Here is a 26996-nt window from a genome sequence, read left to right on the forward strand (position 1 = left end):
TACGAGTTCACTGCTCACGAATTGAGAAGTTGGCCATATGTTCCAGACCTTTAATTAGCGCCGAATGATCCCAGTTGCTGCCACCGAGCGCGGCGCAGGTGCTGAATACCTGTTGTGCGTTGGCGGTGTTGGGCAGATTCAGGCCCAGCTCACGAGCTCACGAGCTCCCGAGAGAGCCAGATTGAGATCCTTCTGATGCAGGCTGATGCGGAAGGTCCCCGCCAAGGACGGTCATCTGGATCTGCGCGCGTTGCGCATCGGTTGACCGTCCAGCGGGGCGGATAGCTTATTGAATTAAAAAGCAGCCACTAACCCGTCTTTGCGCGGGTCGGTGCCGCCTACATAACCGTGGGCAGTGCGCTGGATGATCTGTGCACCGCCGAAGGCGAAAACTCCCCTAGGCGCTTCGACGACGACATCATGACCTTTGGCGCGCAGCCCTTCGACGACCTGAGGATCGAACGAGCGCTCCACTGCGACTTTAAGTCCTGACTCGATCCTCCAGCGTGGAGCATCGGCAGCGGTTTGTGGGTTCTGTTTGTAGCGCAGGATGCGCATCATCATCTGCAAATGCCCCTGGGCCTGCATTGGGCCGCCCATTAACCCGAACGACATCAATGGTGTGCCATCAGTGTTCATCACAAAACCGGGAATGATGGTGTGGAACGGGCGTTTGCGCGGTGCGACGACGTTCACGTGCTGCGGGTCCAGAGAGAACCCGGCGCCACGGTTTTGCAGGCTGATACCGGTGCCGGGCACGACTACGCCTGATCCGAAGCCCATGTAGTTGGACTGAATGAACGAAACCATCATGCCGCTCTCGTCGGCAGTCGACAGGTACACCGTGCCACCGGGTTTTGGTGAGCCGTGGCCGGGGTTGGCGGCCTGTTCGCCCACCAGCCCGGCGCGGTCCATCAGGTAAGAAACATCCAACAAGTGTTCGCTGCTCAAACGCATGTGCTCGTTGTCCGCAACATGCTCGTTCAGATCGGCGAGGGCCAGTTTCATCGCTTCCAGCACCGGGTGCACGGTTTCCAGGCTGTCCACCGGGTGCTCCCCGATGCCCAGTGCTTCGAGCATGGTCAGGCCTGCCAGAGTCGCGATGCCCTGGCCGTTAGGCGGCAATTCATGAATCACGGCACCGGCGTAAGGCACTGACAGGGTGTCGATCCAGTCAACGGTGTGAGTGGCCAGATCGTCGAGGGTCATGACGCTGCCATTGGCGTTGCCATGGGCGATGATCGCCTCGGCCAGTTCGCCGCGATAGAACGCCTCACCTTTGGTTTGAGCAATCAGCTCCAGAGTGCGGGCGTGATCCTTGAGCCGGATTTTTTCTCCGGCCAGCGGTGCCTTGCCCTCGGGCATGAAGCACTCGGCGAAACCCGGTTGCGACTTCAGCATCTGTGAACCGAGCTGCCACAGCTCGGCGATGATCGGCGTGACCTGATAACCGTCCCGTGCATAACCGATGGCGGGCTCGGCCAAGGTGGCGAAAGGCAGCTTGCCATAACGCTCTGACAATTCGACCCAGGCCGACACGGCGCCAGGCACAGTTACTGAGCCCCAACCGCGTTGCGGCATTGTGCTCTGGCCGTGGAAATGTTCCGGCGTCCAGGCTTGCGGCGCACGGCCGGAAGCGTTCAGGCCTTGCAGCTTCTTGCCATCCCAGACGATGGCAAAGGCATCGCTGCCGATCCCGTTGCCGGTGGGCTCTACCACTGTCAGAACCATGGCCGCGGCGATGGCGGCGTCTACCGCATTGCCGCCACGGCGCAACATGTCCAGACCGGCCTGGGCGGCCAATGGCTGGGAGCAGGCGACCATGTTGTTGCCCATCACCGGCGAGCGAGCTGAGGCGTAGGGTTGACTGTAATCCAGATCATCAAACATAAAAGCGTCTCTTTGTGAAGGAAGGGTTAGCCTTTAGGGTCGAGGGCATCACGCAGCCCGTCGCCCAGCAGGTTGAAGCACAGGACTGTGATGTAGATCGCTACACCGGGAGCAATTGACATCCAAGGCGCCTGCTCCATGAAGTTTTTCGCGGTGTTGAGCATTGAGCCCCAGGATGGCGAGGGTGGTTGCTGGCCCAGGCCGAGGAACGACAGGCTGGCTTCGGCCAGGATCGCGGACGCGATGGTCAATGTGGCTTGCACCACCAGCGGCGACATCACGTTGGGCAACACGTAACGCAGGATAATCCAACGATCCGGCAGGCCGATGGCGCGGGCACCTTCCAGATAGTCTTCGTGCTTGATCGACAGCACCTGGCCCCGGGTCAGGCGGGCGAAGATCGGCATGGCAGAAAGTCCGATGGCGATCATGGCGTTGGTGAGGCTCGGGCCGAGGAAGGCGCCCAGCGCGATGGCCAGGACCAGGAACGGGCAGGACAGCAGCGCTTCCATGATTCGCGAGAGGACCGCGTCCAACTTGCCGCCGAAGTAGCCGGCCAACAGGCCCAACGGCACGCCAATAACTATGGCGATAGCCACCGAGACGCCACCGGCCAGCAACGAACTGCGCGCGCCCCAGAGCAGGCGCGAAAACAGGTCGCGCCCAAGTTCATCGGTGCCCAGCCAGTAGATCAGCGACGGCGCCTTGCGCACTGCCATGAAGTTAGCTTTCACAGGATCAAACGGCGCGATCCACGGCGCGAACGCGGCCGCAAGGACAAACAGCAGTAACACCGCTGTGCCCAGCACCGCACCTTTGTTGGCGAAAAACTTCCGGGCGAAGGGCGAGCGGCTGCGGGGCTGGATCGCGGGAAGAGTGACGCTGGCAATAGCGTTCATAAGGCATTCCTCAAACGCGGGTTAATCATGCGATAGAGCACGTCGGCGAGCAGGTTCAGCAGCAGGAAGCCAATCGCCACGCACAGCACGACACCTTGCACCACGGAGTAATCGCGATTGAATACAGCATCAACGATCATCTTGCCGAAGCCCGGAATGCTGAAGACCTGTTCCGTCAGCACCGCGCCGCCCAGCAACTCGCCGAACAACAGAGTGGTCAGGGTAACGATGGGCATCAGCGCATTACGCAACGCGTGCTTGAGAATCACTGTGTGTGGGAACAAGCCCTTGGCCCGGGCGGTGCGCACGTAGTCTGTACGCAGCACTTCGAGCATCGCGCTGCGGGTGTGACGCATGAGGACTCCCGACAGCCCCGCGCCGAGGACGAAGGCTGGCAGGACCAAGGTCTTCAGGTTTTGCCCCAGGTCCTCACCGGGAGTGACGAAACCCGAGGCGGGCAGCCATTGCAGCTTCACGGCGAAAACCATGATCAGCAGGATTCCGAGCCAGAAGTGCGGAATGGAAATCCCGGACAACGCGACGATGTTCGCCCCGTAATCCACCGCTGTACCCTTGCGCACCGCAGAAACAATGCCGGTGGGAATGCCGATCAGTAGCGCGATCAACAACGCCAGCACCGCCAGCTCCAGGGTCACCGGCAATTTGGATGCCAGCAGTGTGGTCACCGGTTGGTCAGTTTTCAGCGAAATGCCAAAGTCGCCGGTGAGCACGTTGCCGAGCCAGTTCACGTATTGCACCGGGATCGGGTCATTGAGCCGGTACTTTTCGCGCAGGTATTCCATCACCGCCGGGTCACGCTCTTCCCCGGCCATGGCCAGTACCGGGTCACCCGGCAGCAGCTTCTGCAGGGTGAAGACGAATAGCGAAACGAGGACCAATGTCGGAATCGCGCTGAGCAGGCGTCGCAGGATGAACATCAGCATGTCGAACCCTCGCGTGTGTGCAAGTCATTCACCCGTGCAGTCCTCACGGCTTGAACGAGACGTTGGCCAGACGGATCAACCCGTCCGGGTTTGGCACGAAGCCGGTCACGTTTTTACGCATGGCGATGATTCGCGGTTCGAAGTACAGGTACGAAGTCGGCACTTCATCGGCGAGCACACGTAGGGCCTTGTTGTACAGCTCTTGACGTTGTGCCACATCGTTAACGGTGCGCGCCGTGTTCAGCGGCTTGTCGAGTTCGACGTTGCAGTAGTGACCGTCATTCTGTCCGGCCTTGCAGGCCACGAACTGATGGATGTCGCCATCCGGATCAGGACGGCCCGACCAGTTGCTCATGCCAATCTGGAAATTGCCGCTCTGCTGTTCCGCGAGCAAGGTGGCGTACTCGGTGGCGACCAGTTTGACGTCGAAGCCCGCTTCCGCGGCCATGGCCTGAATGATCTGCCCCACTTGCTGGGCGATGGGGTTGTTGGTGACTTTCAGTTCCACTTCCAGTGGCATCTTCACGCCTGCGGCAGTCAGCAGCGCTTTGCTTTTTTCCACATCGCGGGTCGGCATCGGCAAGGACTTGTCGTAGTACGGACTGCTTTTCGGGAAGGGCTGCCCGCTCGGATCATACAAGCCCTCGAACACCACCTGGTTGATCGCATCGCGGTCGATAGCCAGTTCAAAGGCCTTGCGCACGCGCTTGTCTTTGCCTACCGGCGTATTGGCTCTTTCGCCATCGGCCACGTTGAACATCAGATGCACGTAACCCAGACCGGGTGAGTTGGAAATCACCAGATTGCTGTCGGCTTTGGCTGTCTTCACGTCGGTGGGCGCGACACGTTCGATGATGTCCAGGTCACCCGAGCGCAGATTGGCCAGACGCACCGAGGTGTCCGGGATCGGCAAGAACACGACTTTATCGAAGTGGTACGCCTGCTTGTTCCAGTACTGGTCGAAGCGCTCCAGCACGATGCGATCCTGATGCACCCGTTGCAAGAATTTGTAAGGTCCGGAGCAGACCGGCTTGGCGCCGACGTCGCCCTGGGACGCTTTCGGCGCGAGCATCATTCCGGCGCGGTCCGAGAGCTGCGAGATCAACGTGGCGTCCGGCTGCTTGACTTTTATGGCGACGGTCTTGCTGTCCACGACCTCTACGCTTTCAATCGAGGCCACTTCACTTTTGCGCAACGAGTCGGGCAGGGTGCGGGCGCGGTCCAGGTTGAACTTCACCGCGGCAGCATCGAAAGGTTCGCCATCATGGAAGGTCACGCCTTCGCGCAGGTTCATGGTCAGGGTTTTGCCGTCCTCGCTCCAGTTCCACGCCGTGGCCAGTTGCGGTACGTAAGTCAACTCAGGGGTGACGTCCACCAGCTTGTCGCACAGGGCGGTGTAGACCAGACGACCCGAGTAGGTGCGTGAACGATGGGGATCGAGGACATCGGGGTCGTCCTGAATGCCAATGCGCAGGGTCGATTCGGCGAACGCGGCGTTGGCAGCCAGCAGTAACAACATTGCGGGTATGGCACGTGCGATTTTCATGGCTGGCTCTCCAGTGATAAGGATTGATGGCTTTTGAATAAATTCAGACGTTGGGTATAGGTGGCGTTGGGTGTAGGAAGAATCAGCGCGCCGGCACCGGCATTGGCTATCTCGCGCCAGAAGTGACAGGCGACCTGACGGTTGGGTTCGACGCTTTCCATGACCGGTGCAACCTCTTTGCACAGGGCGCGGGCATGGGGGCAACGGGTATGAAAGCGACAGCCCGAAGGTGGTTTGCTGGGGCTCGGCATGTCGCCGCCGAGCAACGGGCGCGGATGACGCAGATCGGGATGGCTGACCGGCACGGCGGCCATCAGCGCTTGGGTATAGGGGTGCAAGGATGTTTCGAACAGCGCGTCGACCGGCGCCAATTCGACGATTTCACCCAGGTACATCACCGCGACCCGATCACTCATATGACGAATGACCGCCAGACCATGGGCGACGATTACCAGCGTCAGGCCGAACTGATATTTGAGGTCTTCCAGCAGGTTGACCACCTGCGCCTGCACCGACACGTCAAGCGCCGAGACCGGTTCGTCACCGAGGATCAAGCTGGGTTCGGAAGCCAGGGCACGGGCGATACCTATGCGCTGACGTTGCCCGCCGGAGAACTCGTGGGGGTGACGACTGCCATGTTCCGGGGCCAGGCCCACCGTGCGCAGCAGTTCGGCGACCCTTGCCTGACGGTCGCTGCGACTGGAGTTGCTGTGCAGCCAGATCGGCTCGCCGACGATGGATTCCACCGTCATGCGCGGGTTCAGTGAGGCGAACGGGTCCTGAAAAATGATCTGAAGCTCGCGGCGAACCTGGCGCAGTTTGTCCGGGGGCAGATTGGCCAGGTTGCGGCCTTTGTAGATCACATCGCCCGATGTGGGTTGCAGCAGGTTCAATAGCAGGCGACCAAGGGTGGATTTGCCCGAACCGGACTCACCCACCAACGCCAGGGTTTCGCCCTTGCGTACGGACAATGACACTTGGTTAACCGCTTGCACAGGCGGCTTCTTGGGCTGGAACAGGCCACTTTCGACACCGAAATGCTTGCTCAGGTCAATGCCTTCAAGGATCGGTTTTTCAGCAGCGCTTTCCAGCAGGAAGCGTTCAAAAGAGTTCATGCGCTGGCTCCCACATGCAGTTCCAAAGGCGCCCGGATGCACGCGGCGTAATGACCGGGCGACAGTTCAAGCAGCGGCGGGCGGGCATCGCGACAGGCCTGGATCACGAACGGGCAGCGCCCGGCGAATCGGCAACCGACAGGCATTTGCGCCGGAGTCGGCACGCGGCCATTGATGGTCGCCAGGCGTCCCTCCCGAGGACCGACGGAAGGCATCGAGCCCATCAGGCCAATGGTGTACGGGTGCTGAGGGTCGTCGAACAGGGTTTTCACAGGACCGTGTTCCACAACGCAACCGGCGTACATCACCATGACGTCATCGGCCACTTCTGCCACGACACCCAGGTCGTGGGTGATGAGGATCATCGCCGTGCCGGTTTCGGCCTGGAGGTTGGCGACCAGCGAAAGGATCTGCGCCTGGATGGTCACATCCAGCGCGGTGGTCGGCTCGTCAGCGATAATCAATGCCGGATCGTTGGCCAGGGCCATGGCGATCATTGCCCGTTGACGCATACCGCCGGACATCTCGTGGGGATAGGCATCCAGGCGCTGGCGGGCGTCCGGGACCCGGACCTTTTCCAGCATATCCAGCGCCCGCTGGCGGGCGTCCTTTGCCGACAGGCCCTGATGACGGATCACGCTTTCCGCGATCTGTTCGCCAATAGTGAATACCGGGTTCAGCGAGGTCATTGGCTCCTGAAAGATCATCGCCATACGATTGCCGCGCACGTTGAGCAAGCGTTCTTCCGGCATTCCCAACAGCGTTTCGTCCAGCAGACTGGAAGCGCTGGCAGCGATTTTGGCGGTGTCCGGCAACAAGCCCATCAGCGCCATGGACGTCACGCTCTTGCCGCAACCAGATTCTCCGACGATGGCCAGAGTCTTTCCACGCCGAACCTTGAACGACACGCCGTCGACGACGTTGGCCGGGGCACCGGCAAAGCAAATGGTCAAGTCGCTGACACTGAGTACCGTGTCATGGGCTTGGGCTATGGCGGTCATAAGCTTGCCTCCAGGTCTTGATTGATGACGTGATCGAGCGCTTGTTGCAGTGCCCGCAAATGCCCGCGCATGGCGGTGGCGGCCTTGACCGGATCACGGTTTTCGATGGCACTGACAATGTCGTCGTGATCGTGGCTGTAGGTGTCGAGACGATCGGCATTGCGCGCCCGCTGGCGCAAGTCGCGCCACATCGGGTCCAGGCGAATAGCGTCGAGCATTTCGAAGAGGTCCAGCATCAAGCGGTTGCCCGCTGCCTCCGCGATACCCCGGTGCAAGGCGCTGTCCCACAATTCAAGGCCTTCAGGGTCTATTTGCTCGGCGCCTTGCTGGCGCGTGGTGCGCTCGGCCAACCGACGCAGAATCGCCATCTGCTCGCCATTGGCCCGTACCGCCGCCAGTGACGCCAGGGCCGGTTCCAGATGCAGCCGGGCCTCCATGACCTCGCTGAAATTGGTCCGCCCGGAAAGGCGGGAAAAACTCAACGACGCACTGGGTGGCGTCGGGCCGACGAAAGTACCCTTGCCTTGCCGCCGCCAGATTTGGCCTTCGGCTTCAAGCACCGACAAGGCGCGACGAATCGCCCGTCGGCTAAGCCCGAAATCCGCCGCCAGATCCCGCTCGGTCGGCAACGCCCGCTGAGGAAACTCCGCACGCTGCGCCACCATCTGCCGCAAGGTATCCAGCGCCAGCTTCGAAGAACTATCTATGGTTGTGTCAGGGTCGAACCTTTGCATTGTGGTCACTCACGCCAGACCAAAAAAAGCCGATTGATCCGCCTTCAGGCAGATCTACAGGACAAGAGGGTCAGAGCAAGAGCGATGCCAAAATAAATTGGTTCGCCTTGGGTCAATGCGAATCAGGCCTGTAAAAACTTGCGTGGCCGATGGTTGAGCCAATGAGCAAAGGTTCGCGGCTTAGGGGTAGGGCGATGAAAGGCCATTGGTTCGATCGTCAGCGAACCAATTTTTTCTATGATTCGCGGTTGTGCCTTTTTATGGACTGCATGCCTCGCAAAGGGGCACTGCCTGTAGGGAGACGTACTCATGAGCGCAAGTGCGGATGATGTCTGGTTGTTGGTTGACTGAATCACCGACAGCGGCAAGGAACCGATCTCATTGTCCTCATCGGTATGCGGTGTAGTGGTCAACTGATCCCGTGCCTCATCGCGACGCTGGCGACAGATGTGCTGGGTTGCAGACATTCCTGAACCTGGCGGTCGACCATGTATAGGTTGCTCCTGCGCGCACCGAGAGCGAACAGCAGCTTCACGCACCGGTTTGCTGGCCAGGGGGCCCAGGTCTCCCAGGGCGAGGATAGCGCAAAGGAATGGAAGCGGGCACCGGATAACCCAGCGCCCGAGGCTGGCTCAGTACACCAGTATCCCAGTGAATATGTAGGCCTGGGACAGCGTGATGAGGCCGATGATGCTGGCGAAAATCAGGCTGTGCTTGAGGGTGAAGCGGAACAGGTCGGATTCCTTGCCGACGATTCCTGTTGCGGCACAGGCCACGGCGATGGACTGCGGCGAGATCATCTTGCCGGTCACACCTCCACTGCTGTTGGCGGCGACCAGTAGGGTGTCGTGGACGCCGATCTGGTGCGCGGTGGTCGCCTGCAACGAAGCGAACAGGGCATTGGACGAGGTATCTGAGCCGGTCAGGAACACGCCCAGCCAGCCGAGGAACGGCGAGAAGAAGGGGAATGCCGAGCCCGTACCAGCCAGGACCAGGGCCAGGGTGGTGGACATACCGGAGTAATTGGTGACGAACGCGAAGGCCAGCACCATGCCGATTGAGAGAATCGGGAATTTCAATTCAATCAGGGTTTCCTTGAAGGTCGAGAGCCCCGTCTTGACATCGATGCGCAGGATCAACATCGAGATCAATGCCGAGAACAGGATCGCGCTGCCTCCTGCCGATATCAGGTCGAACTTGTACACAGCCGGCATGGCAGTGGCGGTCGCGACGATCGGGGCAACCTTCATCACCAACTGGTCCAGGTGCGGGATGGCGAAAATGAAAACGAACTGCTCCAGCGCGCCACCCGGGGCGAACAGCGCCTTGAAGGGCTTCAGCGTCCAGATGGTCACCAGCACAGTCAGCACCAGGAAGGGCGACCAGGCCTTGAGGATTTCGCCGAAGCTGTAAGGCGAGGGGGTGCCGCTCTGTCGGCCGCCGAAACCGCCCATCACCGCCACACCGCCGGACACGCCGACCACCTCGCGATCTTCGGCACGTGCGGGCTGCCAGACCTTGAGGAACAGGGTCAGGGACACGATGCTCACCAGCGCCGAGGTGATGTCGGGCAGTTCAGGACCGATGTAGTTGGAGGTGAAGTACTGGGTGATGGCGAAGCTACCTCCGGCCACCAGGGCCGCCGGCCAGGTTTCCTTGATGCCCCGCCAGCCATCCATCATGGCGACCAGCCAGAACGGCACAATGACCGACAGCAACGGCAACTGACGGCCGGCCATCGCACCAATCTTGAAGGCATCGATACCGGTCACCTGGCCGGCGACGATGATGGGTACGCCCAGGGCGCCGAAGGCCACCGGGGCAGTGTTGGCGATCAGGCACAGGCCCGCTGCGTAGAGCGGGTTGAGGCCAAGACCGACCAGTAGTGCACCGGTGATCGCCACGGGTGCGCCGAAACCGGCTGCTCCTTCAAGGAAGGCGCCGAAAGAGAAGCCGATCAGCAGCACCTGCAGGCGCTGGTCGTCAGTGATGGACAGCACTGAACTGCGGATCACTTCGAACTGGCCGCTCTTGACCGTGAGTTTGTAAAGGAACACCGCCGCGACGATGATCCAGGCGATAGGCCAGAGACCGTAGGCGAAGCCATAACCGGCTGAGGCGAAAGCCATGTCCAGTGGCATGTCGAACGCAAGGGTGGCAATAGCAATCGACAGCGCCAAGGTAATGGTGCCGGCGATATAGCCTTTCATGCGCAAGACTGCGAGCGCTACAACGAAGAATATGATGGGGATCAGCGCAACCAGGGCTGATAATCCCAAGCTTCCGAGTGGGGTGTACATCTGGTGCCATGTTTGCATGTGAGGAGCCTCTTGTTATTTTTGGGTATCCAATATGTCAACTGCGGCGTCGCTGCGGATTGCGCATAGCGACGCGCTGGCATGGGGGTTATCAGTGGCGCGTGGTCTCTGTAGTGATTGAGGCTTGAAAAGAGCGCGTTAATGCTCTTCGTGGGTTAAACCGGATGCTGCTTGGGGCGTCCTGGTGTTCGTCCGCGCATGCCTCCCCCAGCCGGTGATTCGACCGGGGGAGGCGCTGCTCAGTGTTGCTGCTTGAAGCGCAGCCGCCAGGCGTGCAGCAGGGGCTCGGTGTAGCCGCTGGGCTGCTCGCGGCCTTTGAGCACCAGGTCGCTGGCGGCGCGGAAGGCGTGCGAGCGCTCGAAGTCCAGTGCCATGGGGCGATAGGCGGCGTCACTGGCGTTCTGCTCGTCGACCACACGGGCCATGCGCTCGAGAGTCTCTTGCACTTGGGCCACGCTGACCACGCCGTGTTGCAGCCAGTTGGCGATGTGCTGGGCGGAGATGCGCAGGGTGGCGCGGTCTTCCATCAGGCCGACGTTGTGGATGTCCGGCACCTTGGAGCAGCCGACGCCCTGTTCTATCCAGCGCACCACGTAGCCGAGAATCCCCTGGCAGTTGTTGTCCAGTTCCGCCTGGATCTCGGCAGCGCTCCAGTTGCGCGCGATGCTCACCGGTACACTGAGCAGATCGTGCAGCAGGCTGGCGCGCTGGCTGGCCAGGTTGAGCAGTTCCAGCTCGCGCTGCACCGCCTGCACATCGACCTTGTGATAGTGCAGGGCGTGCAGAGTGGCGGCGGTCGGCGACGGCACCCAAGCGGTGTTGGCGCCGGCCTTGGGATGGCTGATCTTCTGTTCGAGCATGGCTGCCATCAGATCGGGCATGGCCCACATGCCCTTGCCGATCTGCGCTTTGCCGCGCAAGCCGCAGGCGAGGCCGACCAGTACATTGTTGAGCTCGTAGGCGGCGATCCACGGGGAACCCTTCATGTCGCCCTTGCGCAGCATGGCGCCGGCTTCCATGCCGGAGTGCATTTCGTCGCCGGTGCGGTCGAGGAAGCCGGTGTTGATGAAGGCCACGCGATTGGCCGCCGCGGCGATGCAGGCTTTGAGGTTGACGCTGGTGCGGCGCTCCTCGTCCATGATGCCCATCTTCAGGCTGTAGCGCGGTAGGCCGAGCAGGTCCTCGACGCGGTCGAAGAGTTCGTCGGCGAAGGCCACTTCGGCCGGACCATGCATCTTCGGTTTGACGATGTAAACGCTGCCGGTGCGCGAGTTTCCATTGCGTTGGATGTCGTGCAGGGCGATCAGGCTGGTGACCACCGCATCCATGATGCCTTCGGGAATCTCGTTGCCTTCGCCGTCGAGGATCGCCGGGGTGCTCATCAGGTGGCCGACATTTCGGATGAACAGTAGCGAGCGGCCATGCAGGGTCAGTTCGCCACCGCCGGCCCTGGTGTAGGTGCGGTCCGGATTCAGGGTGCGGGTGAAGGTCTGGCCACCCTTGCTGACTGCTTCGGCGAGGTCGCCTTTCATCAGGCCCAGCCAGTTGCGGTAGACCACGACCTTGTCGTCGGCATCGACTGCGGCGACCGAGTCTTCGCAGTCCATGATGGTGCTCAGTGCGGACTCCATCAGCACGTCCTTCACGCCAGCGGCGTCGGTCTGGCCGATGAGGCTGGTCGGGTCGATCTGGATTTCGAAGTGCAGGCCGTTGTTCTTCAGCAGGACGGCGGCGGGCTTGACGGCCTCGCCCTGGAAGGCGATGAACTGGGCGGCGTTCTTCAGGCTGACCTCGTTGCCATTCTTCAGGCTCACGGCCAACTGGCTGTTCTTCACCACGTAGGCGGTGGCATCGACGTGGGAAGCGCCTTCCAGCGGCGCGGCTTCGTCGAGGAAGGCGCGGACGAAGGTGATGACCTTGTCACCGCGAACCTTGTTGTAGCCCTTGCCCTTCTCGGCACCACCTTCTTCGCTGACAGCGTCGGTGCCATAGAGCGCATCGTAGAGCGAGCCCCAGCGGGCGTTGGCGGCATTCAACGCATAACGCGCGTTCATCACCGGAACAACCAGCTGCGGACCGGCCTGCACGGATATTTCGGTGTCGACGTTGGCGGTGCCAATATGCACCTGCTCGGGCTGCGCAACCAGGTAACCGATAGCAGTGAGAAACGCCTGATAAGCGTCCATGTCTGTGACCGGACCGGGATTGGCACGATGCCAAGTGTCCAGTTCGCTTTGCAGGCGATCACGTTCGCCCAGCAGGGTGCGATTGCGCGGAGCAAGCTTGTGCACCAATACATCGAAACCATCCCAGAAGTCTTCGGCGGCGATACCTGTCCCCGGCAACACCTCGTCGTCAATGAAGTGTTTAAGGATGCTGGCCACCTGCATGTGATGGCAGAGCACTCGCTCGGTCATTCTCTTCTCTCCCGTTCGATTGCGCCCCATTGATGGGGCCTGAAACTGATCACGTTCAAATACCGGCGATACCGGCTTTGGCGATTTGCGCGTCCTGGTCAGACTTGACGCCTGACACTCCCACCGCGCCGACTACCTGACCTTCGATCAGTATCGGCACTCCGCCTTCCAATGAGGTCAGCATCGGGGCACTGATGAAGGCGGTGCGACCACCATTGACCATTTCCTCATAACCCTTGGTCTCGCGCCGGCCCAGAGCCGCACTGCGGGCTTTCTCCATGGCTATGTAGGCGCCGATCGGCGCACAGCCGTCCAGGCGTTCCAGAGCGAGGGGGTGTCCTCCGTCATCGACCACGGCGATGGTCACCGCCCAATGGTTGCGCAGGGCCTCCTCACGCGCGCCAGCGAGGATGCGAGCGATATCGGCATTATCAAGTACTACTTTGCTTTGCATGGTTTTCTCCTAAATCAGGGCTTCTTCCACTAACTCGACCCAATGTCGAATCGGGGTACGTCCTGCGCTTTCAAGATGGGTCTGGCAGCCAATGTTGGCGGTGACAATCACTTCGGGGTTGCCGCTCTCCAGCGCATTGAGCTTGTTGTCGCGCAGTTGTCGTGACAGCTCTGGCTGAGTCAGCGAGTAGGTACCGGCCGAGCCGCAGCAGAGATGGCTGTCCGGGACGCTGGTCAAGCTGAAGCCGAGGCGGGTGAGCACGCTTTCCACTGCACCGCCGAGCCTTTGGGCATGTTGAAGTGTGCAAGGGCAGTGGAAGGCCAGACGTCGATTACCGTGGATGCCGAGCTCTTCCAGCGGTTCTGCACGTAGCACTTCCACCAGGTCCTTGGCCAGGGCGCTGACTCGCTCGGCCTTTTGCGCGTAGGCAGCGTCGCTCTTGAGTAGGTGGCCATAGTCCCGAACGAAAGCTCCGCAGCCGCTGGCGGTCTGCACTATGGCCTCGGCGCCGGCCTCAATGGCGGGCCACCAGGCGTCGATGTTTCGCCGAGCGCGCTCCAGACCTTTGTCCTGAGCGTTCAAGTGGTAATCCACCGCACCGCAGCAACCTGCCTCGCGCACGGGCACCACGCTAATGCCCAGACGATCCAACACCCGCGCCGTGGCTGCGTTGGTGTTTGGCGACAGGGTTGGCTGTACGCAACCTTCAAGCATCAATACACAGCGAGCATGGCGTCTAGTCGGACGGGGCTTGGCTGGGCGTGGCTGGCTTGCCAGCTTGGATTTCAAGATCACCGGCAGCAGCGGGCGGAACGCCTGGCCGACCTGGGTCAAAGCCTTGAACAATGCCGGTCGCGGCACCACGGCGCGCAGACCTTCGCGCAGAATCCGCTCGCTCAAGGGGCGTGGCACATGCTCCTCGACCACGGCGCGGCCGATGTCCAGCAGATTGTGGTACTGCACACCGGAGGGGCAGGTGGTTTCGCAGTTGCGGCAGGTCAGGCAGCGGTCCAGGTGCAACTGAGTCTTGGCTGTGATCTCCTGCCCCTCTAGCACTTGCTTGATCAAGTAGATTCGCCCGCGCGGACCGTCCAGTTCATTTCCCAGCAGCTGGTAAGTAGGGCAAGTGGCATTGCAAAAACCGCAATGCACGCAGGAGCGCAGGATGCTCTCGGCTTCTTCGGCGCGAGACAGACGCTTGGCTTGTTCGCTCAAATTAGTTTGCATGGCTCGATCTCAGACCTCTGCGTACATACGACCGGGGTTGAAAATCCCCTGGGGGTCGAGCTGTTTCTTGAGGTTGTGGTGGCAAAGCCGCAACGGCGCAGCCAGAGGTGGGAATGGGTTTTCGTCAGCGCCATAGCAGGTGGCGTGGCCACCGACTTCAGCGACGCTGCGGCGGATCAGTGCGGCATCGCCGTCGGACTTGAGCCAACGTTGGGCGCCGCCCCAATCGATCAGTTGCTTGCCGGGCAAGGCCAGCGGCCTGGTGTTGTTCGGCAGCGACAGGCGCCACAGCGGTGCAGGATCGGTGAAAAAGTCCAGGCGCTGTTCGCGCAGGTCCAGCCAGTAGTCACTGTCGATCTCCTCACCGCCGAGGTGCAGGCTGGCGGACTCCACCGAACCTTCGCCGCCTTCCAGTCGCAGGTACAGCGCCTCGCCGTCGTAGCTGGCGGCGCTGATGGGGGTCGGTTGCTGGCCCCATTCGGCGAGTTTGCCGAGGGCTTGGTGGACGTTCATTTCCAGGCGCAGGCTGGCGCACCGGCGCGGCTTTGGCAGTACTTTGAGCGACACCTCGGTGAGCACGCCCAGGCAACCGAAACTGCCAGTCAACAGGCGTGACACGTCGTAACCGGCGACGTTCTTCATCACTTCGCCGCCAAAGCGCAGGAGCTTGCCGTGACCGGTGATCACCCGGGTGCCGAGCACGTAGTCACGCACCGACCCAGCCCAGGGGCGCCGCGGGCCGGACAGGCCAGCGGCGACCATGCCACCGACGGTGGCGCCTATGCCCAGGTGCGGTGGTTCACAGGGCAACATCTGCCCGGCGGAGTCCAGCGCGGCCTCAATCTCTACGAGCGGTGTGCCGGCCCGGGCGGTCAGCACCAGCTCGGTCGGATCGTAGCTGACGATGCCGCGATGGCTACGGGTGTCAAGTACCTCGCCGCTCACTGGGCAGCCGAGCATGGCTTTGCTGTTGCTGCCCTGAATTCGCAGTGGGGTATGTTTATAGAGGGCGTAGTTAACCTGTTCCAGCAGCGCTACGCTGGCGTCGTGATCGTGTCGCATCAGAAACGCTCCAGTTCAGGGAAAGGCAGCTTGCCGTGATGTATGTGCATCGAGCCGAACTCGGCGCAGCGGTGTAAGGTCGGGATGTTCTTGCCCGGGTTGAGCAGGCCTTTCGGATCGAAGGCCGCCTTCACTGCGTGGAACAGGGTCAGCTCGTCGCTGTTGAACTGGGCGCACATCTGGTTGATCTTCTCGCGCCCGACCCCGTGCTCGCCGGTGATGCTGCCGCCGACTTCGACGCAAAGCTCAAGGATCTTGCCTCCAATGGCTTCAGCTCGTTCCAGTTCACCTGGGACATTTGCATCGAAGAGGATCAGCGGATGCATGTTGCCGTCGCCGGCATGAAACACGTTAGCCACGCGCAGCCCGTACTCTTCGGACAGTTTGGCGATGCCATTGAGTACCCGAGGAAGCTCGCGACGTGGGATCGTGCCATCCATGCAGTAGTAATCCGGGGAAATACGGCCAACCGCGCCAAATGCATTCTTGCGCCCAGCCCAGAACTTGATGCGCTCAGCCTCATCGCGGGCCAGGCGAACTTCGGTTGCACCGGCGCTCTTGAGCACCGCCTCGACCCGTTCACAGTCGTCCTGCACATCGGCCTCAACACCGTCCAGTTCGCACAGCAGGATGGCCGCGGCATCCAACGGGTACCCCGCACCGATGAAGTCTTCGGCGGCGCGAATCGACAGGTTGTCCATCATCTCCAGACCGCCAGGGATGATGCCGGCGGCGATGATGTCGCCCACTGCTCGGCCGGCCTTGTCCACCGAGTCAAAGCTAGCCAACAGCACGCGCGCCACTTGCGGTTTGGGAAGCAGTTTGACGGTGACTTCAGTAACGATCCCCAACATGCCTTCCGAACCTGTGAACAGCGCTAACAGGTCGAAGCCGGGAGCGTCCAAAGCATCGCTGCCAAGGGTCAGGTGTTCGCCTTCGATAGTGAGAATGTCCACCTTCAGCAGGTTGTGCACTGTCAGGCCGTACTTCAGGCAGTGCACGCCTCCGGCGTTTTCCGCAACGTTGCCGCCAATGGAGCAAGCAATCTGTGAGGACGGGTCCGGCGCGTAGTACAGGTTGTATGGCGACGCCGCCTGGGAAATCGCCAGGTTGCGCACGCCTGGTTGGAGCCGTGCGAAGCGGCCTTGCGGGTTCACTTCGATGATCCTGTTAAAGCGCGCCATCACCAGGAGAATGCCTTGTTCCAGCGGAAGGGCTCCGCCCGACAGACCGGTGCCAGCGCCTCGGGCAACAATTGGCACTTGGCGGGCGTGGCAAAGCTTGAGCAGTTCTTGCACCTGCTCGATGCGCGTGGGAAGGACCACCAGCATTGGCACCGTACGGTAGGCAGACAGACCGTCACACTCATAAGGTTTCAGGTCTTCCTGGCTGTGCAGGATCTCCAGATCAGGCAAGGCTTCGCGCAGTTCGGAAAGCAAAGCAGCCTTGTCGACGCTGGGCAGGGCACCATCGACACGCTCGTCATAAGATATGTTCATAAGGCTCACACAGAGTTGTTCTTGTTGTTCTCGGAACCAGCGCTCGGGTGTGCCTGAAGACTAATGCGTATGCAGAGTCAGGCTCACTAGACCGAGTACAACCAGAGTGCTCATGGGTGAGGTCTCGCGTCGATGGGTAATCGAACTGGTCCTACCAATTTTTCTGGTCTTTTGCTTATTTACGTAGAATAAACGGGGCTCCCTAAATATAATTCGACCAGAAAATTTCAAGCTATCACCAACTGGTCCTACCAGTTCTGGGAGTGCTCTGATGGTGCGTTCCGACTCAAGTAAGCATGGCAAGCCGCAGATTGCCGATCAGGTGGCAGAACGCATCGAAAGGCTGATCGTCGATGGCGTCCTCAAAGTCGGCCAAGCGCTGCCCTCCGAGCGGCGTTTAGTGGAGAAACTGGGCTGCTCTCGCTCGGCGCTGCGTGAAGGATTGCGAGTGCTGCGCGGGCGCGGCATTGTCGATACCGAACAGGGGCGCGGCTCGTTCGTCGCGGACTTGAGCCGGGCAGATAACGCGACGCCATTGATGCACCTGTTCAGTTCGCAGCCGCGCACACTTTTCGATCTGTTGGAGGTGCGAGCGTTACTCGAAGGGGAGTCAGCACGCCTGGCGGCATTGCGAGCTACCGATGTCGACCGAGTGCTCATCAAACGGCGATATGACGAGATGGTCGCCGCTCACGAGAACCTGCAAGCACATGATCCGCGAGAGCATGCACGGCGCGACCACGCATTCCACCGAGCAATTAGCGAGGCCTCGCACAATCCCGTCCTGGTGCATACCCTTCAGTTGCTCAGCGATCTAATGCTCAGTAGCGTGTTCGCTTCGGTAAACAATCTTTACTGCCGGCCTGCGCAGAAACGGCAGATCGACCGTCAGCACACGCGGCTCCACCAGGCAGTGATCGAGCAATTGCCGGAGCAGGCCCAGCGAGCCGCTCGCGAGCACATCCACAGCGTGCGAGACAACCTTCACGAGATCGAGCAAGAAGAACAGCGCCTGGTTCGCGCTACCATGCGACTGGAGGGGTGGAAATAATCGGCATGGGGGACGACCATGGATAGGCCGTGCCCCTGCCACACCACCCGGTATGCGGGCAGTGGGTAACGCTTTACTCCTCGCGAATCGAGAAGTTGGCCATGTGCTCCAGGCCCTTGATCAGGGCGGAGTGGTCCCAATTGCTGCCGCCGAGGGCCGCGCAGGTGCTGAACACTTGCTGGGCATTGGCGGTGTTCGGCAGGTTCAGGCCCAGTTCGCGGGCACCGGACAGTGCCAGGTTGAGGTCCTTCTGGTGCAGGCTGATGCGGAAGCCCGGATCGAAGGTGCCCTTGATCATACGCTCGCCGTGGACTTCCAGGATTTTGGAGCCGGCGAAGCCGCCCATCAGCGCCTCACGTACCTTGGCCGGATCGGCACCATTCTTCGAGGCGAACAGCAGGGCCTCGGCAACGGCCTGGATGTTCAGGGCGACGATAATCTGGTTGGCCACCTTGGCGGTCTGGCCGTCGCCGTTACCACCGACGCGGGTGATGTTCTTGCCCATGGTCTGAAACAGCGGCAGGGCGCGTTCGAAGGCGTTCGGGCAACCACCGACCATTATGCTCAGGGTTGCGGCCTTGGCACCCACTTCACCACCGGATACCGGGGCGTCGAGGTAGGCAGCGCCGGTGGCCTTGATCTTCTCGGCGAAGGCCTTGGTGGCGCTGGGGGAGATGGAACTCATGTCGATCACCACCTTGCCAGCACCAACACCTTCGATCACGCCGTCCTTGCGGAACAGCACGTCATCGACCTGCGGGGTGTCCGGGACCATGACGATGATGAACTCGGCTTCCTGGGCCACATCCCTTGGGCTGTCCAGAGCGATGGCACCGGCTTCCAACAAGTCTGCCGGGGCAGGGCCGTGGTGTTGGGAGAGGAACAGGGTGTGGCCGGCTTTCTGCAGGTTCTGAGCCATGGGCTTGCCCATGATGCCGGTGCCAATGAATCCGATTTTGGCCATAGGTAAAATCTCCGTTAGATCACGTTATGGGTTGTCAGCCAGCCAAGGCCAGCAACGGTGGTGGTAGCCGGCTTGTATTCACAGCCGATCCAGCCCTGGTAGCCGATGCGATCCAGGTGCTCGAAGAGGAAGCTGTAGTTGATCTCGCCGGTGCCCGGCTCGTTGCGGCCCGGGTTGTCGGCGAGCTGCACATGGTTGATCGCAGCGAGGTTGGACTCGACGGTGCGCGCCAGGTCACCTTCCATAATCTGCATGTGATAGATGTCGTACTGCAGGAAAAGATTGGCACTACCGACCTTTTTCCTGATGTTGAGTCCCTGCTGTGTGCTGTTCAAATAGAAGTCTGGAATATCCAGCGTGTTAATGGCTTCCATCACAAGTTTGATGCCCGCGGTTTCCAGCTTGTCAGCGGCATATTTGAGGTTGGCCACGAAGGTGCTTTCGATTGTATTGGCATCCACACCTTGAGGGCGGATACCGGCCAGGCAGTTGAGTTGCTTGTTGCCCAGTACTTGCGCGTAAACGATGGCCAAATCGACGCCAGCCCGGAACTCTTCAACGCGGTCGGGATGGCAGGCGATGCCGCGTTCCCCCTTGGCCCAATCCCCCGAGGGCAAATTGAAAAGCACTTGGATAAGTCCGTTGCTCTCGAGTCTCTCCTTGATTTCGGTGGAGCTGAAATCATAAGGGAACAAGTACTCAACACCGTTGAAGCCGGCTTCAGCGGCGGCGGCGAAACGATCCAGAAAATCCACTTCCGTGAACAACATGGATAAGTTGGCTGCGAATCGGGGCATGGAATGCTCCTGTGTCGTTGTCTGGAAAAAGTCAGGGAGGGGAAAGGGTTAATTCAATGGCAAAATGGAAGTCGGTGCATCGGCACTGCTCAGCGCCAGATCCTCGAACTCGTTGATGGCGTTGATCTCGGTACCCATGGCGATGTTGGTCACGCGTTCAAGAATGATTTCCACAACCACGGGCACGCGATGCTGGTGCATCAGTTCTTTGGCGTGAGCAAATGCGGCCTGCAAGTCATTTGGATCGCGCACACGAATCGCCTTGCATCCTAGTCCCTCGACGACTGCCACATGATCGACGCCATAGCCGTTCAGCTCTGGAGCGTTGATGTTGTCGAACGAAAGCTGCACACAGAAATCGATGTCAAAGTTGCGCTGTGCCTGGCGGATCAATCCCAGGTAGGAGTTGTTCACCAGGACATGAATATAGGGCAGGTTGAACTGAGCGCCGACGGCCAATTCCTCGATCATGAACTGGAAATCATAGTCGCCAGACAGTGCTACGACTTGGCGGCCTGGATCGGCTTTGACCACACCCAATGCAGCAGGAATAGTCCAGCCCAGCGGGCCCGCCTGGCCACAGTTGATCCAGTGCCGCGGCTTGTAGACGTGCAGGAACTGCGCGCCAGCAATCTGCGACAAGCCAATGGTGCTGACATAGCAGGTGTCTTTGCCGAAGAATTCATTCATTTCTTCGTAAACGCGCTGGGGCTTGATCGGCACATTATCAAAATGAGTCTTGCGTTGAAGAGTGCGCTTGCGGTCACGGCAAGCATTTACCCACGTGCTGCGATCTTTCAGTTTGCCAGCGGCTTTCCATTCACGAGCCACCGTCAAGAACATGTCCAAAGCGGCACCGGCATCTGAAACGATACCCAGGTCTGGGGTGAACACGCGACCTATCTGAGTGGGTTCGATGTCGACGTGAATGAAGCGTCGACCTTCGGTATACACATCGACAGAGCCAGTGTGGCGGTTGGCCCAGCGATTACCAATGCCGAATACCAGGTCAGACTCGAGTAAGGTGGCGTTGCCGTAGCGATGCGAGGTCTGCAAGCCGACCATGCCAACCATCAGCTTATGGTCGTCCGGAATTGTTCCCCAGCCCATCAGGGTTGGAACCACAGGTACACCGGTAAACTCCGCGAACTCGACAAGCTTGGCGCTGGCATCAGCATTGATTACGCCACCACCAGAAACGATCAGCGGGCGCTCAGCATCGTTGAGCATTGCCAGTGCCTTTTCGGCCTGACGTCGAGTAGCGGAAGGGCGGGCCAATGGCAGTGGTTCATAGGCATCAATATCAAACTCGATCTCTGCCATCTGTACGTCGAATGGTAAATCAATCAGTACAGGGCCTGGGCGACCGGAACGCATCTCATAGAAGGCTTTCTGGAAAGCATAAGGAACCTGGCCGGGCTCCATCACAGTGGTTGCCCACTTGGTGACAGGTTTGACGATACTGGTGATATCGACTGCCTGGAAGTCTTCCTTGTGCATCCGGGCACGGGGCGCTTGACCAGTGATGCAGAGGATGGGAATGGAGTCGGCGGACGCTGAGTACAAACCGGTGACCATGTCGGTACCTGCGGGGCCAGAGGTGCCGATGCAAACGCCGATATTGCCCGCGTTGGTGCGCGTGTAACCTTCAGCCATGTGGGAGGCACCTTCCACATGACGTGCCAGAATGTGGTCAACACCGCCGATTTTTTTCAGTGCAGCGTACAGCGGGTTGATGGCTGCACCGGGAATGCCAAAAGCGGTGTCGACACCTTCGCGACGCATTACCAATACAGCAGCCTCAATTGCTCGCATTTTGGCCATTGTTGCCTCCTTCAAGCTGGTCGGTATTTTTACTAGCGGATCTCAGCATGAAGGAGGTTATTATTGAGTTGAACAGTCATAAATCGATTTCTGCCGATACATGAGGTATCGATGAGTCGTTATACCGAGCTACACAGTTTTGTTCAGGTCGCCCATAAGGGCAGCTTCGCCGCTGCGGCATTGAATGAGGGTGTGACGCCAGCCATCCTTGGTCGACGACTTGATGCGCTAGAAAAACGCTTGGGCGTCAAGTTGATGCATCGCTCTACGCGAGGCTTGAAGCTGACTGAGGCGGGAGAGCAGTTTCTGGAAGGGGCCAAGCATTTGATGCGCGAATTCGACGAGATCGAGTCAGGCATCAGCAACAGAAGCACCACCGTCAGCGGCCATTTGGTGGTGTCCGCTCCGGCTGCTTTTGGACGACAGCATATTGCCCCTCATGTCTATGCCTTCCAGCAGCGTTTTCCGGATCTCAAGTTATCTTTCAACTTTACGGACAGCGTGATTGACCTGGTCAGCGAGGGGTACGATATGAGCATCCGTATCGGAGAAGTCACTGACCCCAACTACGTGGCGATCAAGCTGTTCCCCAATTGGAGGGTGGTTTGCGGGACGCCAGACTATTTCGCCAAGCATGGTGCACCGCAAACGCTGGAGGAGTTGGCACAGCACAATTGCTTGGCGTTCAACCTGCAGGGTGGCCAGCAACGGGGCTGGACGTTCTTGCGCGATGGTCGACTGGTAGCGATGAAAGTCAGTGGTAACGTTGCTTGCAATGACGGTGAATTGCTTTTCGCCTGGATACGTCAGGGGCTCGGTATTGGTTGGCGCTCAACGTGGGAGATTCAGGGAGAGCTCAAGCGGGGTGAACTGGTAACGGTTCTGGATGAGTTTGCTTTGCCAAATTACGACATTCAGGCGGTGTACCCCCAGCAACGCTATTTACCAGCCAAAGTGCGTTTCTTTATCGAATATCTTAAAACTTTATATAATTCAGCCGATTACTGGGAGGCGCCGCACCCGCTTTGAGTGTTCTGCGTCTGATCCGACCACATTCCCCGTTGCTGGGTAAGTGGACATGGAACTAGAGCGACAAGGCCGTTGCTTCGTCAGGAACCAACACCACCCTCAATGCACTGCGCGCATCATCGAGCTGCACCAACGTCGCATGTTGCGCACCCAACGCATCGCGGTTTTCGATAGCCGTCAGAATCGCCTTATGCCGCGGCAACGCCAGCTCATGCAGATTCGGTCGCTGGTTGGAGTGCTTCAACGCTTCGGTAATCGCCACCGACAGCATGTTGCACAGGTTGGCCAGCAAGTCGTTATGGGTGGCGTGGGCAATCCGGCTGTGAAAATCCAGGTCCGGTTGCAGCAACGCTTCTGGCGTCGGAGCGGCCTCCATGCGTTGGTAGGCTTCACCGATGGAGGCGATGTCATCGTCGGTGGCGAACTGCGCGGCCAGCGCAGCAGCAGCCGGTTCGATGATGCTGCGCACGCTGGTCAGCAGACTGAAAAACTCATTTTGCGGGCTGCTTTGCATCAACCAGTGCAGCACGTCCGGGTCGAGCATGTGCCATTCCCGGCGTGGTTTGACCACCGTGCCAACCCGCGGGCGGGAATACACCAGGCCCTTGGCGACTAATACCTTGGTAGCTTCGCGCAGCACCGGCCGGCTGACCGCGTACTCCTCGCACAACAGGGCTTCGGCGGGCAGTTTATCGTCCGGTTTGAAGCGCCCGGAAACGATCTGCATGCCCAGTTCCTGGACGATGCGCGAGTGCATGCTTTTGCGGTCGGAGGGTTTGCGGTAATCCATGGGGAACGGCGCGATCCTGTGCGATGGAGATGCCGCGCATGATAACAGGCGCGATGCAAACTTGAGGCCGGCACAAATCAAATGTAGGAGCGAGCTTGCTCGCGATGGAGTGTCAGTCGACACCTATGTTGCTGACACACCTTCGCGAGCAAGCTCGCTCCTACAAGGGGACGGTGGTGTTAATGAGAGTGGCGGGGGACTTCGGCCCCGCGGCACCCGACCAGGAAGTCAAAGTCGCAACCCTGGTCCGCCTGCAGCACATGGTCGATGTAGAGCTGACGATAACCGCCCACGATCAGGTTTTGCGGCGGTTGCAGATCAGCCATGCGCGCCGCCAGTTCCGCATCCGGAATGTCCAGATGCAGACGCCCATTGGCGCAGTCGAGCTCGATCCAGTCACCTTCCTTCACCGTCGCCAAAGGCCCACCGGCTGCGGCTTCGGGGGCCACATGCAACACCACCGTGCCGTACGCCGTGCCGCTCATGCGCGCATCGGAAATACGCACCATGTCGGTCACGCCCTGGGCCAGCAGTTTGGCCGGCAAGCCCATGTTGCCGACTTCGGCCATGCCCGGGTAACCCTTCGGCCCGCAGTTCTTCATTACCAGAATCGAGTTGGCATCCACGTCCAGTTCCGGATCGTTAATCCGTGCCTTGTACATGTCGAAGTTCTCGAACACCACGGCACGCCCGCGGTGTTGCATCAGCTCGGCACTGGCCGCGGATGGTTTGAGCACTGCACCCAATGGCGCCAGGTTGCCGCGCAACACGCAGATGCCGCCGTCGGCGCGGATCGGGTTGTCGAGGGTGCGGATCACTTCGTCCTGGCCGTAGATCGGTGCGTCCTTGGTGTTCTCGCCGAGGGTCTTGCCGTTGACGGTCAAGGCGTTCGGATGCGGAATCAGATTAGCCTCACCGAGGCGGCGTAAAACCGCAGGTAGGCCACCGGCGTAGTAAAACTCTTCCATCAGGAAGCGCCCGGAGGGTTGCAGGTCGACGATGGTCGGCATGCCGCGACCGATGCGGGTCCAGTCATCCAGTTCCAGATCCACGCCAATGCGGCCGGCGATGGCTTTCAAGTGAATCACGGCGTTGGTCGAGCCGCCGATGGCCGCGTTCACACGGATGGCGTTTTCGAAGGCCTCTTTGGTCAGGATCTTCGACAGCTTCAAGTCTTCGCGCACCATTTCCACCGCGCGCATGCCGGACATGTGCGCCAGTACATAACGCCGCGCATCCACCGCTGGAATCGCTGCGTTGTGGGGCAGGGAAGTGCCAAGGGCTTCAGCCATGCAGGCCATGGTCGACGCGGTGCCCATGGTGTTGCAGGTGCCGGCGGAGCGGGACATGCCGCCCTCGGCCGCGAGGAAGTCGTCGAGGGTAATGGTGCCGGCCTTGACCTGCTCGCTGAGCTGCCAGACCACGGTGCCCGAGCCGATGTCCTGGCCCTTGTGCTTGCCGTTGAGCATCGGCCCGCCGGTGACGACGATCGCCGGTACGTCACAACTGGCCGCGCCCATCAGCAATGCGGGGGTGGTTTTATCGCAGCCGGTCAGCAGCACCACGCCATCAATCGGGTTACCGCGAATCGCTTCTTCGACGTCCATGCTCGTCAGGTTGCGGGTGAACATGGCGGTCGGACGCAGGTTCGATTCGCCGTTGGAGAACACCGGGAATTCCACCGGCCAGCCACCTGCCTCGATCACCCCACGTTTGACGTGCTCCGCAATCTGGCGGAAATGCGCGTTGCACGGGGTCAATTCCGACCAGGTGTTGCAGATGCCGATGATCGGTTTGCCATGGAACTGGTGGTCGGCGATACCCTGATTCTTCATCCAGCTGCGGTACATGAAACCGTTCTTGTCGGCGGTGCCAAACCATTGAGCGGAGCGCAGGGTGGGTTTCTTATCAGACATAATAGCTCTCTTATTGTATGACTATATTGTTCATAATGAGGCGTAACATAAACGCAAATTTGCCTGTTTGGAAGTATTGTTGATCAATTAGTATTACTATATAGTCGTTTTCGACGGAGGGATGGCCCTGGCGGTTTGTGCGAGAGGCGTCCCCCGAGGTTCTATAAAAACAATCGGAGACCGATCTCATGAGCCAGGAATTGCGGCTTATTCGTCGCATCACGCTGAAACTGATTCCTTTCCTGATCCTGCTGTACCTGATCGCCTATGTGGATCGCTCCGCCGTCGGCTTCGCCAAGCTGCACATGGGCGCCGATATCGGCATCGGCGATGCGGCCTACGGTTTGGGTGCAGGGCTGTTTTTCATTGGCTACTTCCTGTTGGAAATCCCCAGCAACCTGATGCTCGATCGCTTTGGCGCGCGACGCTGGTTTGCGCGGATCATGATCACCTGGGGCGCCATCACCATCGGCATGGCCTTCGTCCAGGGGCCGCACAGCTTCTATGTGATGCGCTTTCTGCTCGGTGCGGCGGAAGCCGGGTTCTTTCCGGGCGTTCTGTACTACATCACCCAATGGTTTCCGATTCGCAATCGCGGGAAGATCCTCGGGCTGTTCATCCTTTCCCAACCCATCGCGATGATGATCACCGGCCCGGTGTCCGGCGGTTTGCTCGGCATGGACGGCACCCTAGGTCTGCACGGTTGGCAGTGGCTGTTCATTGTCATCGGCACCCCGGCGATCCTGCTGACCTGGCCGGTGCTGCGTTGGCTGCCTGATGGTCCGCAACAAGTGAAATGGATGGACCAGGCCGAGAAAGACTGGCTGACCGGTGAGCTGAAAAAGGATCTGGAGGCGTACGGCCAGACTCGCCACGGCAATCCGCTGCATGCCCTGAAGGACAGGCGCGTGTTGCTGCTGGCGCTGTTCTATTTGCCGGTGACCCTGAGCATTTATGGCCTGGGCCTGTGGTTGCCGACCCTGATCAAGCAATTCGGTGGCACCGATCTGGTGACCGGGTTCGTGTCGGCGGTGCCGTACATCTTCGGCATCATTGGTTTGCTGATCATTCCGCGCAGCTCCGATCGCTTGAATGACCGCTACGGTCACTTGGCTGTTCTTTACGTATTGGGCGCCATCGGCCTGTTCCTCAGTGCCTGGCTGAGCGTGCCAGTGCTGCAATTGGCGGCGCTGTGCCTGGTGGCGTTCTCGTTGTTTTCCTGCACCGCGGTGTTCTGGACGTTGCCGGGTCGGTTCTTTGCCGGTGCCAGCGCGGCGGCCGGGATCGCCTTGATCAACTCGGTGGGCAACCTCGGTGGCTACATCGGCCCGTTCGTGATCGGCGCGCTCAAGGAGTACACCGGCAGCCTGGGCTCAGGGCTGTACTTCTTGTCTGGCGTGATGCTGTTCGGGCTGGTGCTGACCGGCGTGGTCTATCGCCTGTTGGAGCGCAAGCATGTGTTGCCGGCGGATCAATTTGCCGCCAGTGCGCGTGGCGCGACCCGTACTTGAGCCATCAC

21 protein-coding genes and 1 pseudogene are annotated in these 26996 nt (G+C 60.1%); 3 read left to right on the plus strand and 19 right to left on the minus strand.

Translation table 11 applies throughout. The annotated features are described in order from the left end of the window. Positions 1 to 7 precede the first annotated feature (7 nt). From JFU37_RS25835 to glcD, 14 genes and pseudogenes are all read right to left on the minus strand, one after another. Positions 8 to 213 (minus strand): annotated as a pseudogene (locus tag JFU37_RS25835) (NAD-binding protein); the annotation flags it as partial. A gap of 81 nt (positions 214 to 294) precedes the next feature. Beyond that, complete coding sequence (locus JFU37_RS25840) at positions 295 to 1890, minus strand: gamma-glutamyltransferase family protein (RefSeq protein ID WP_201119864.1); 1596 nt, start codon at positions 1888 to 1890, stop codon at positions 295 to 297. A 26-nt stretch (positions 1891 to 1916) separates the two neighbouring features. Beyond that, positions 1917 to 2789, minus strand: coding sequence for an ABC transporter permease (locus JFU37_RS25845; protein WP_201119865.1), 873 nt, complete (start codon positions 2787 to 2789; stop codon positions 1917 to 1919). Next, complete coding sequence (locus JFU37_RS25850) at positions 2786 to 3733, minus strand: ABC transporter permease (RefSeq protein ID WP_201119866.1); 948 nt, start codon at positions 3731 to 3733, stop codon at positions 2786 to 2788. The genes JFU37_RS25845 and JFU37_RS25850 overlap by 4 nt, the downstream gene beginning before the upstream one ends. Before the next feature lie 43 nt (positions 3734 to 3776). Next, positions 3777 to 5279 carry an ABC transporter substrate-binding protein gene (locus tag JFU37_RS25855; protein ID WP_201119867.1) on the minus strand — a complete coding sequence of 501 codons (1503 nt, stop codon included), beginning with the start codon at positions 5277 to 5279 and terminating at the stop codon, positions 3777 to 3779. Continuing rightward, entirely contained in the window at positions 5276 to 6394 is a 1119-nt protein-coding gene (locus tag JFU37_RS25860) for an ABC transporter ATP-binding protein (protein WP_201119868.1), read from the minus strand. The genes JFU37_RS25855 and JFU37_RS25860 overlap by 4 nt, the downstream gene beginning before the upstream one ends. Continuing rightward, on the minus strand, positions 6391 to 7395 hold the full coding sequence (locus JFU37_RS25865; RefSeq protein ID WP_201119869.1) for an ABC transporter ATP-binding protein: 1005 nt from the start codon (positions 7393 to 7395) through the stop codon (positions 6391 to 6393). Before JFU37_RS25865 ends, JFU37_RS25860 begins: the two co-directional genes overlap by 4 nt. Next, positions 7392 to 8129 carry a FadR/GntR family transcriptional regulator gene (locus JFU37_RS25870; RefSeq protein ID WP_201119870.1) on the minus strand — a complete coding sequence of 246 codons (738 nt, stop codon included), beginning with the start codon at positions 8127 to 8129 and terminating at the stop codon, positions 7392 to 7394. Before JFU37_RS25870 ends, JFU37_RS25865 begins: the two co-directional genes overlap by 4 nt. Positions 8130 to 8761: 632 nt before the next feature. After that, positions 8762 to 10447: a lactate permease LctP family transporter gene (locus JFU37_RS25875; RefSeq protein ID WP_201119871.1), complete on the minus strand. Its 1686-nt coding sequence runs from the start codon at positions 10445 to 10447 to the stop codon at positions 8762 to 8764. A 239-nt stretch (positions 10448 to 10686) separates the two neighbouring features. Then, positions 10687 to 12864, minus strand: coding sequence for a malate synthase G (locus tag JFU37_RS25880; RefSeq protein WP_201119872.1), 2178 nt, complete (start codon positions 12862 to 12864; stop codon positions 10687 to 10689). Positions 12865 to 12919: 55 nt separating this feature from the next. Next, positions 12920 to 13318: a heme-binding protein gene (locus tag JFU37_RS25885; protein ID WP_201119873.1), complete on the minus strand. Its 399-nt coding sequence runs from the start codon at positions 13316 to 13318 to the stop codon at positions 12920 to 12922. Between the two features lie 9 nt (positions 13319 to 13327). Continuing rightward, complete coding sequence (glcF, locus tag JFU37_RS25890; RefSeq protein ID WP_201119874.1) at positions 13328 to 14545, minus strand: glycolate oxidase subunit GlcF; 1218 nt, start codon at positions 14543 to 14545, stop codon at positions 13328 to 13330. Between the two features lie 9 nt (positions 14546 to 14554). Beyond that, positions 14555 to 15607 (minus strand): glycolate oxidase subunit GlcE, encoded by a 1053-nt coding sequence (glcE, locus tag JFU37_RS25895; protein WP_201119875.1) that lies wholly within the window; start codon positions 15605 to 15607, stop codon positions 14555 to 14557. After that, entirely contained in the window at positions 15607 to 17106 is a 1500-nt protein-coding gene (gene glcD / locus JFU37_RS25900) for a glycolate oxidase subunit GlcD (RefSeq protein WP_201119876.1), read from the minus strand. The genes glcE and glcD overlap by 1 nt, the downstream gene beginning before the upstream one ends. Before the next feature lie 271 nt (positions 17107 to 17377). Here glcD and glcC point away from each other — a divergent pair, with 271 nt between their 5' ends. Continuing rightward, the gene (gene glcC / locus JFU37_RS25905) at positions 17378 to 18157 is read left to right on the plus strand and encodes a transcriptional regulator GlcC (RefSeq protein WP_201119877.1); all 780 of its coding nucleotides are present in this window, start codon (positions 17378 to 17380) and stop codon (positions 18155 to 18157) included. Between the two features lie 73 nt (positions 18158 to 18230). On the opposite strand, the gene JFU37_RS25910 is transcribed toward glcC, so the two are convergent. From JFU37_RS25910 to gcl, 3 genes are read right to left on the minus strand one after another with little or no spacing between them, the layout of a single operon-like run. Next, entirely contained in the window at positions 18231 to 19121 is an 891-nt protein-coding gene (locus JFU37_RS25910) for a 2-hydroxy-3-oxopropionate reductase (protein ID WP_201119878.1), read from the minus strand. Between the two features lie 14 nt (positions 19122 to 19135). Next, the gene (gene hyi / locus JFU37_RS25915) at positions 19136 to 19918 is read right to left on the minus strand and encodes a hydroxypyruvate isomerase (RefSeq protein ID WP_201119879.1); all 783 of its coding nucleotides are present in this window, start codon (positions 19916 to 19918) and stop codon (positions 19136 to 19138) included. 48 nt (positions 19919 to 19966) lie between these two features. Then, a complete protein-coding gene (gene gcl / locus JFU37_RS25920) occupies positions 19967 to 21742 on the minus strand; it encodes a glyoxylate carboligase (protein ID WP_201119880.1) in 1776 nt (591 codons plus the stop codon). Between the two features lie 111 nt (positions 21743 to 21853). On the opposite strand from gcl, the gene JFU37_RS25925 reads away from it, so the two are divergent. Continuing rightward, positions 21854 to 22771 carry a LysR family transcriptional regulator gene (locus tag JFU37_RS25925; RefSeq protein ID WP_201119881.1) on the plus strand — a complete coding sequence of 306 codons (918 nt, stop codon included), beginning with the start codon at positions 21854 to 21856 and terminating at the stop codon, positions 22769 to 22771. A 55-nt stretch (positions 22772 to 22826) separates the two neighbouring features. On the opposite strand, the gene JFU37_RS25930 is transcribed toward JFU37_RS25925, so the two are convergent. Next, positions 22827 to 23561: a FadR/GntR family transcriptional regulator gene (locus JFU37_RS25930; protein ID WP_201119882.1), complete on the minus strand. Its 735-nt coding sequence runs from the start codon at positions 23559 to 23561 to the stop codon at positions 22827 to 22829. A 179-nt stretch (positions 23562 to 23740) separates the two neighbouring features. Beyond that, a complete protein-coding gene (locus JFU37_RS25935) occupies positions 23741 to 25477 on the minus strand; it encodes an IlvD/Edd family dehydratase (protein WP_201119883.1) in 1737 nt (578 codons plus the stop codon). Positions 25478 to 25665: 188 nt separating this feature from the next. Between JFU37_RS25935 and JFU37_RS25940 the strand changes: the two genes are divergently transcribed. Continuing rightward, positions 25666 to 26988, plus strand: a complete 1323-nt coding sequence (locus JFU37_RS25940) for an MFS transporter (protein WP_201119884.1) — start codon at positions 25666 to 25668, stop codon at positions 26986 to 26988. The last annotated feature ends 8 nt before the right edge of the window (positions 26989 to 26996 follow it).

The organism is Pseudomonas sp. TH41 (genome assembly GCF_016650695.1).
GTDB lineage: Bacteria > Pseudomonadota > Gammaproteobacteria > Pseudomonadales > Pseudomonadaceae > Aquipseudomonas.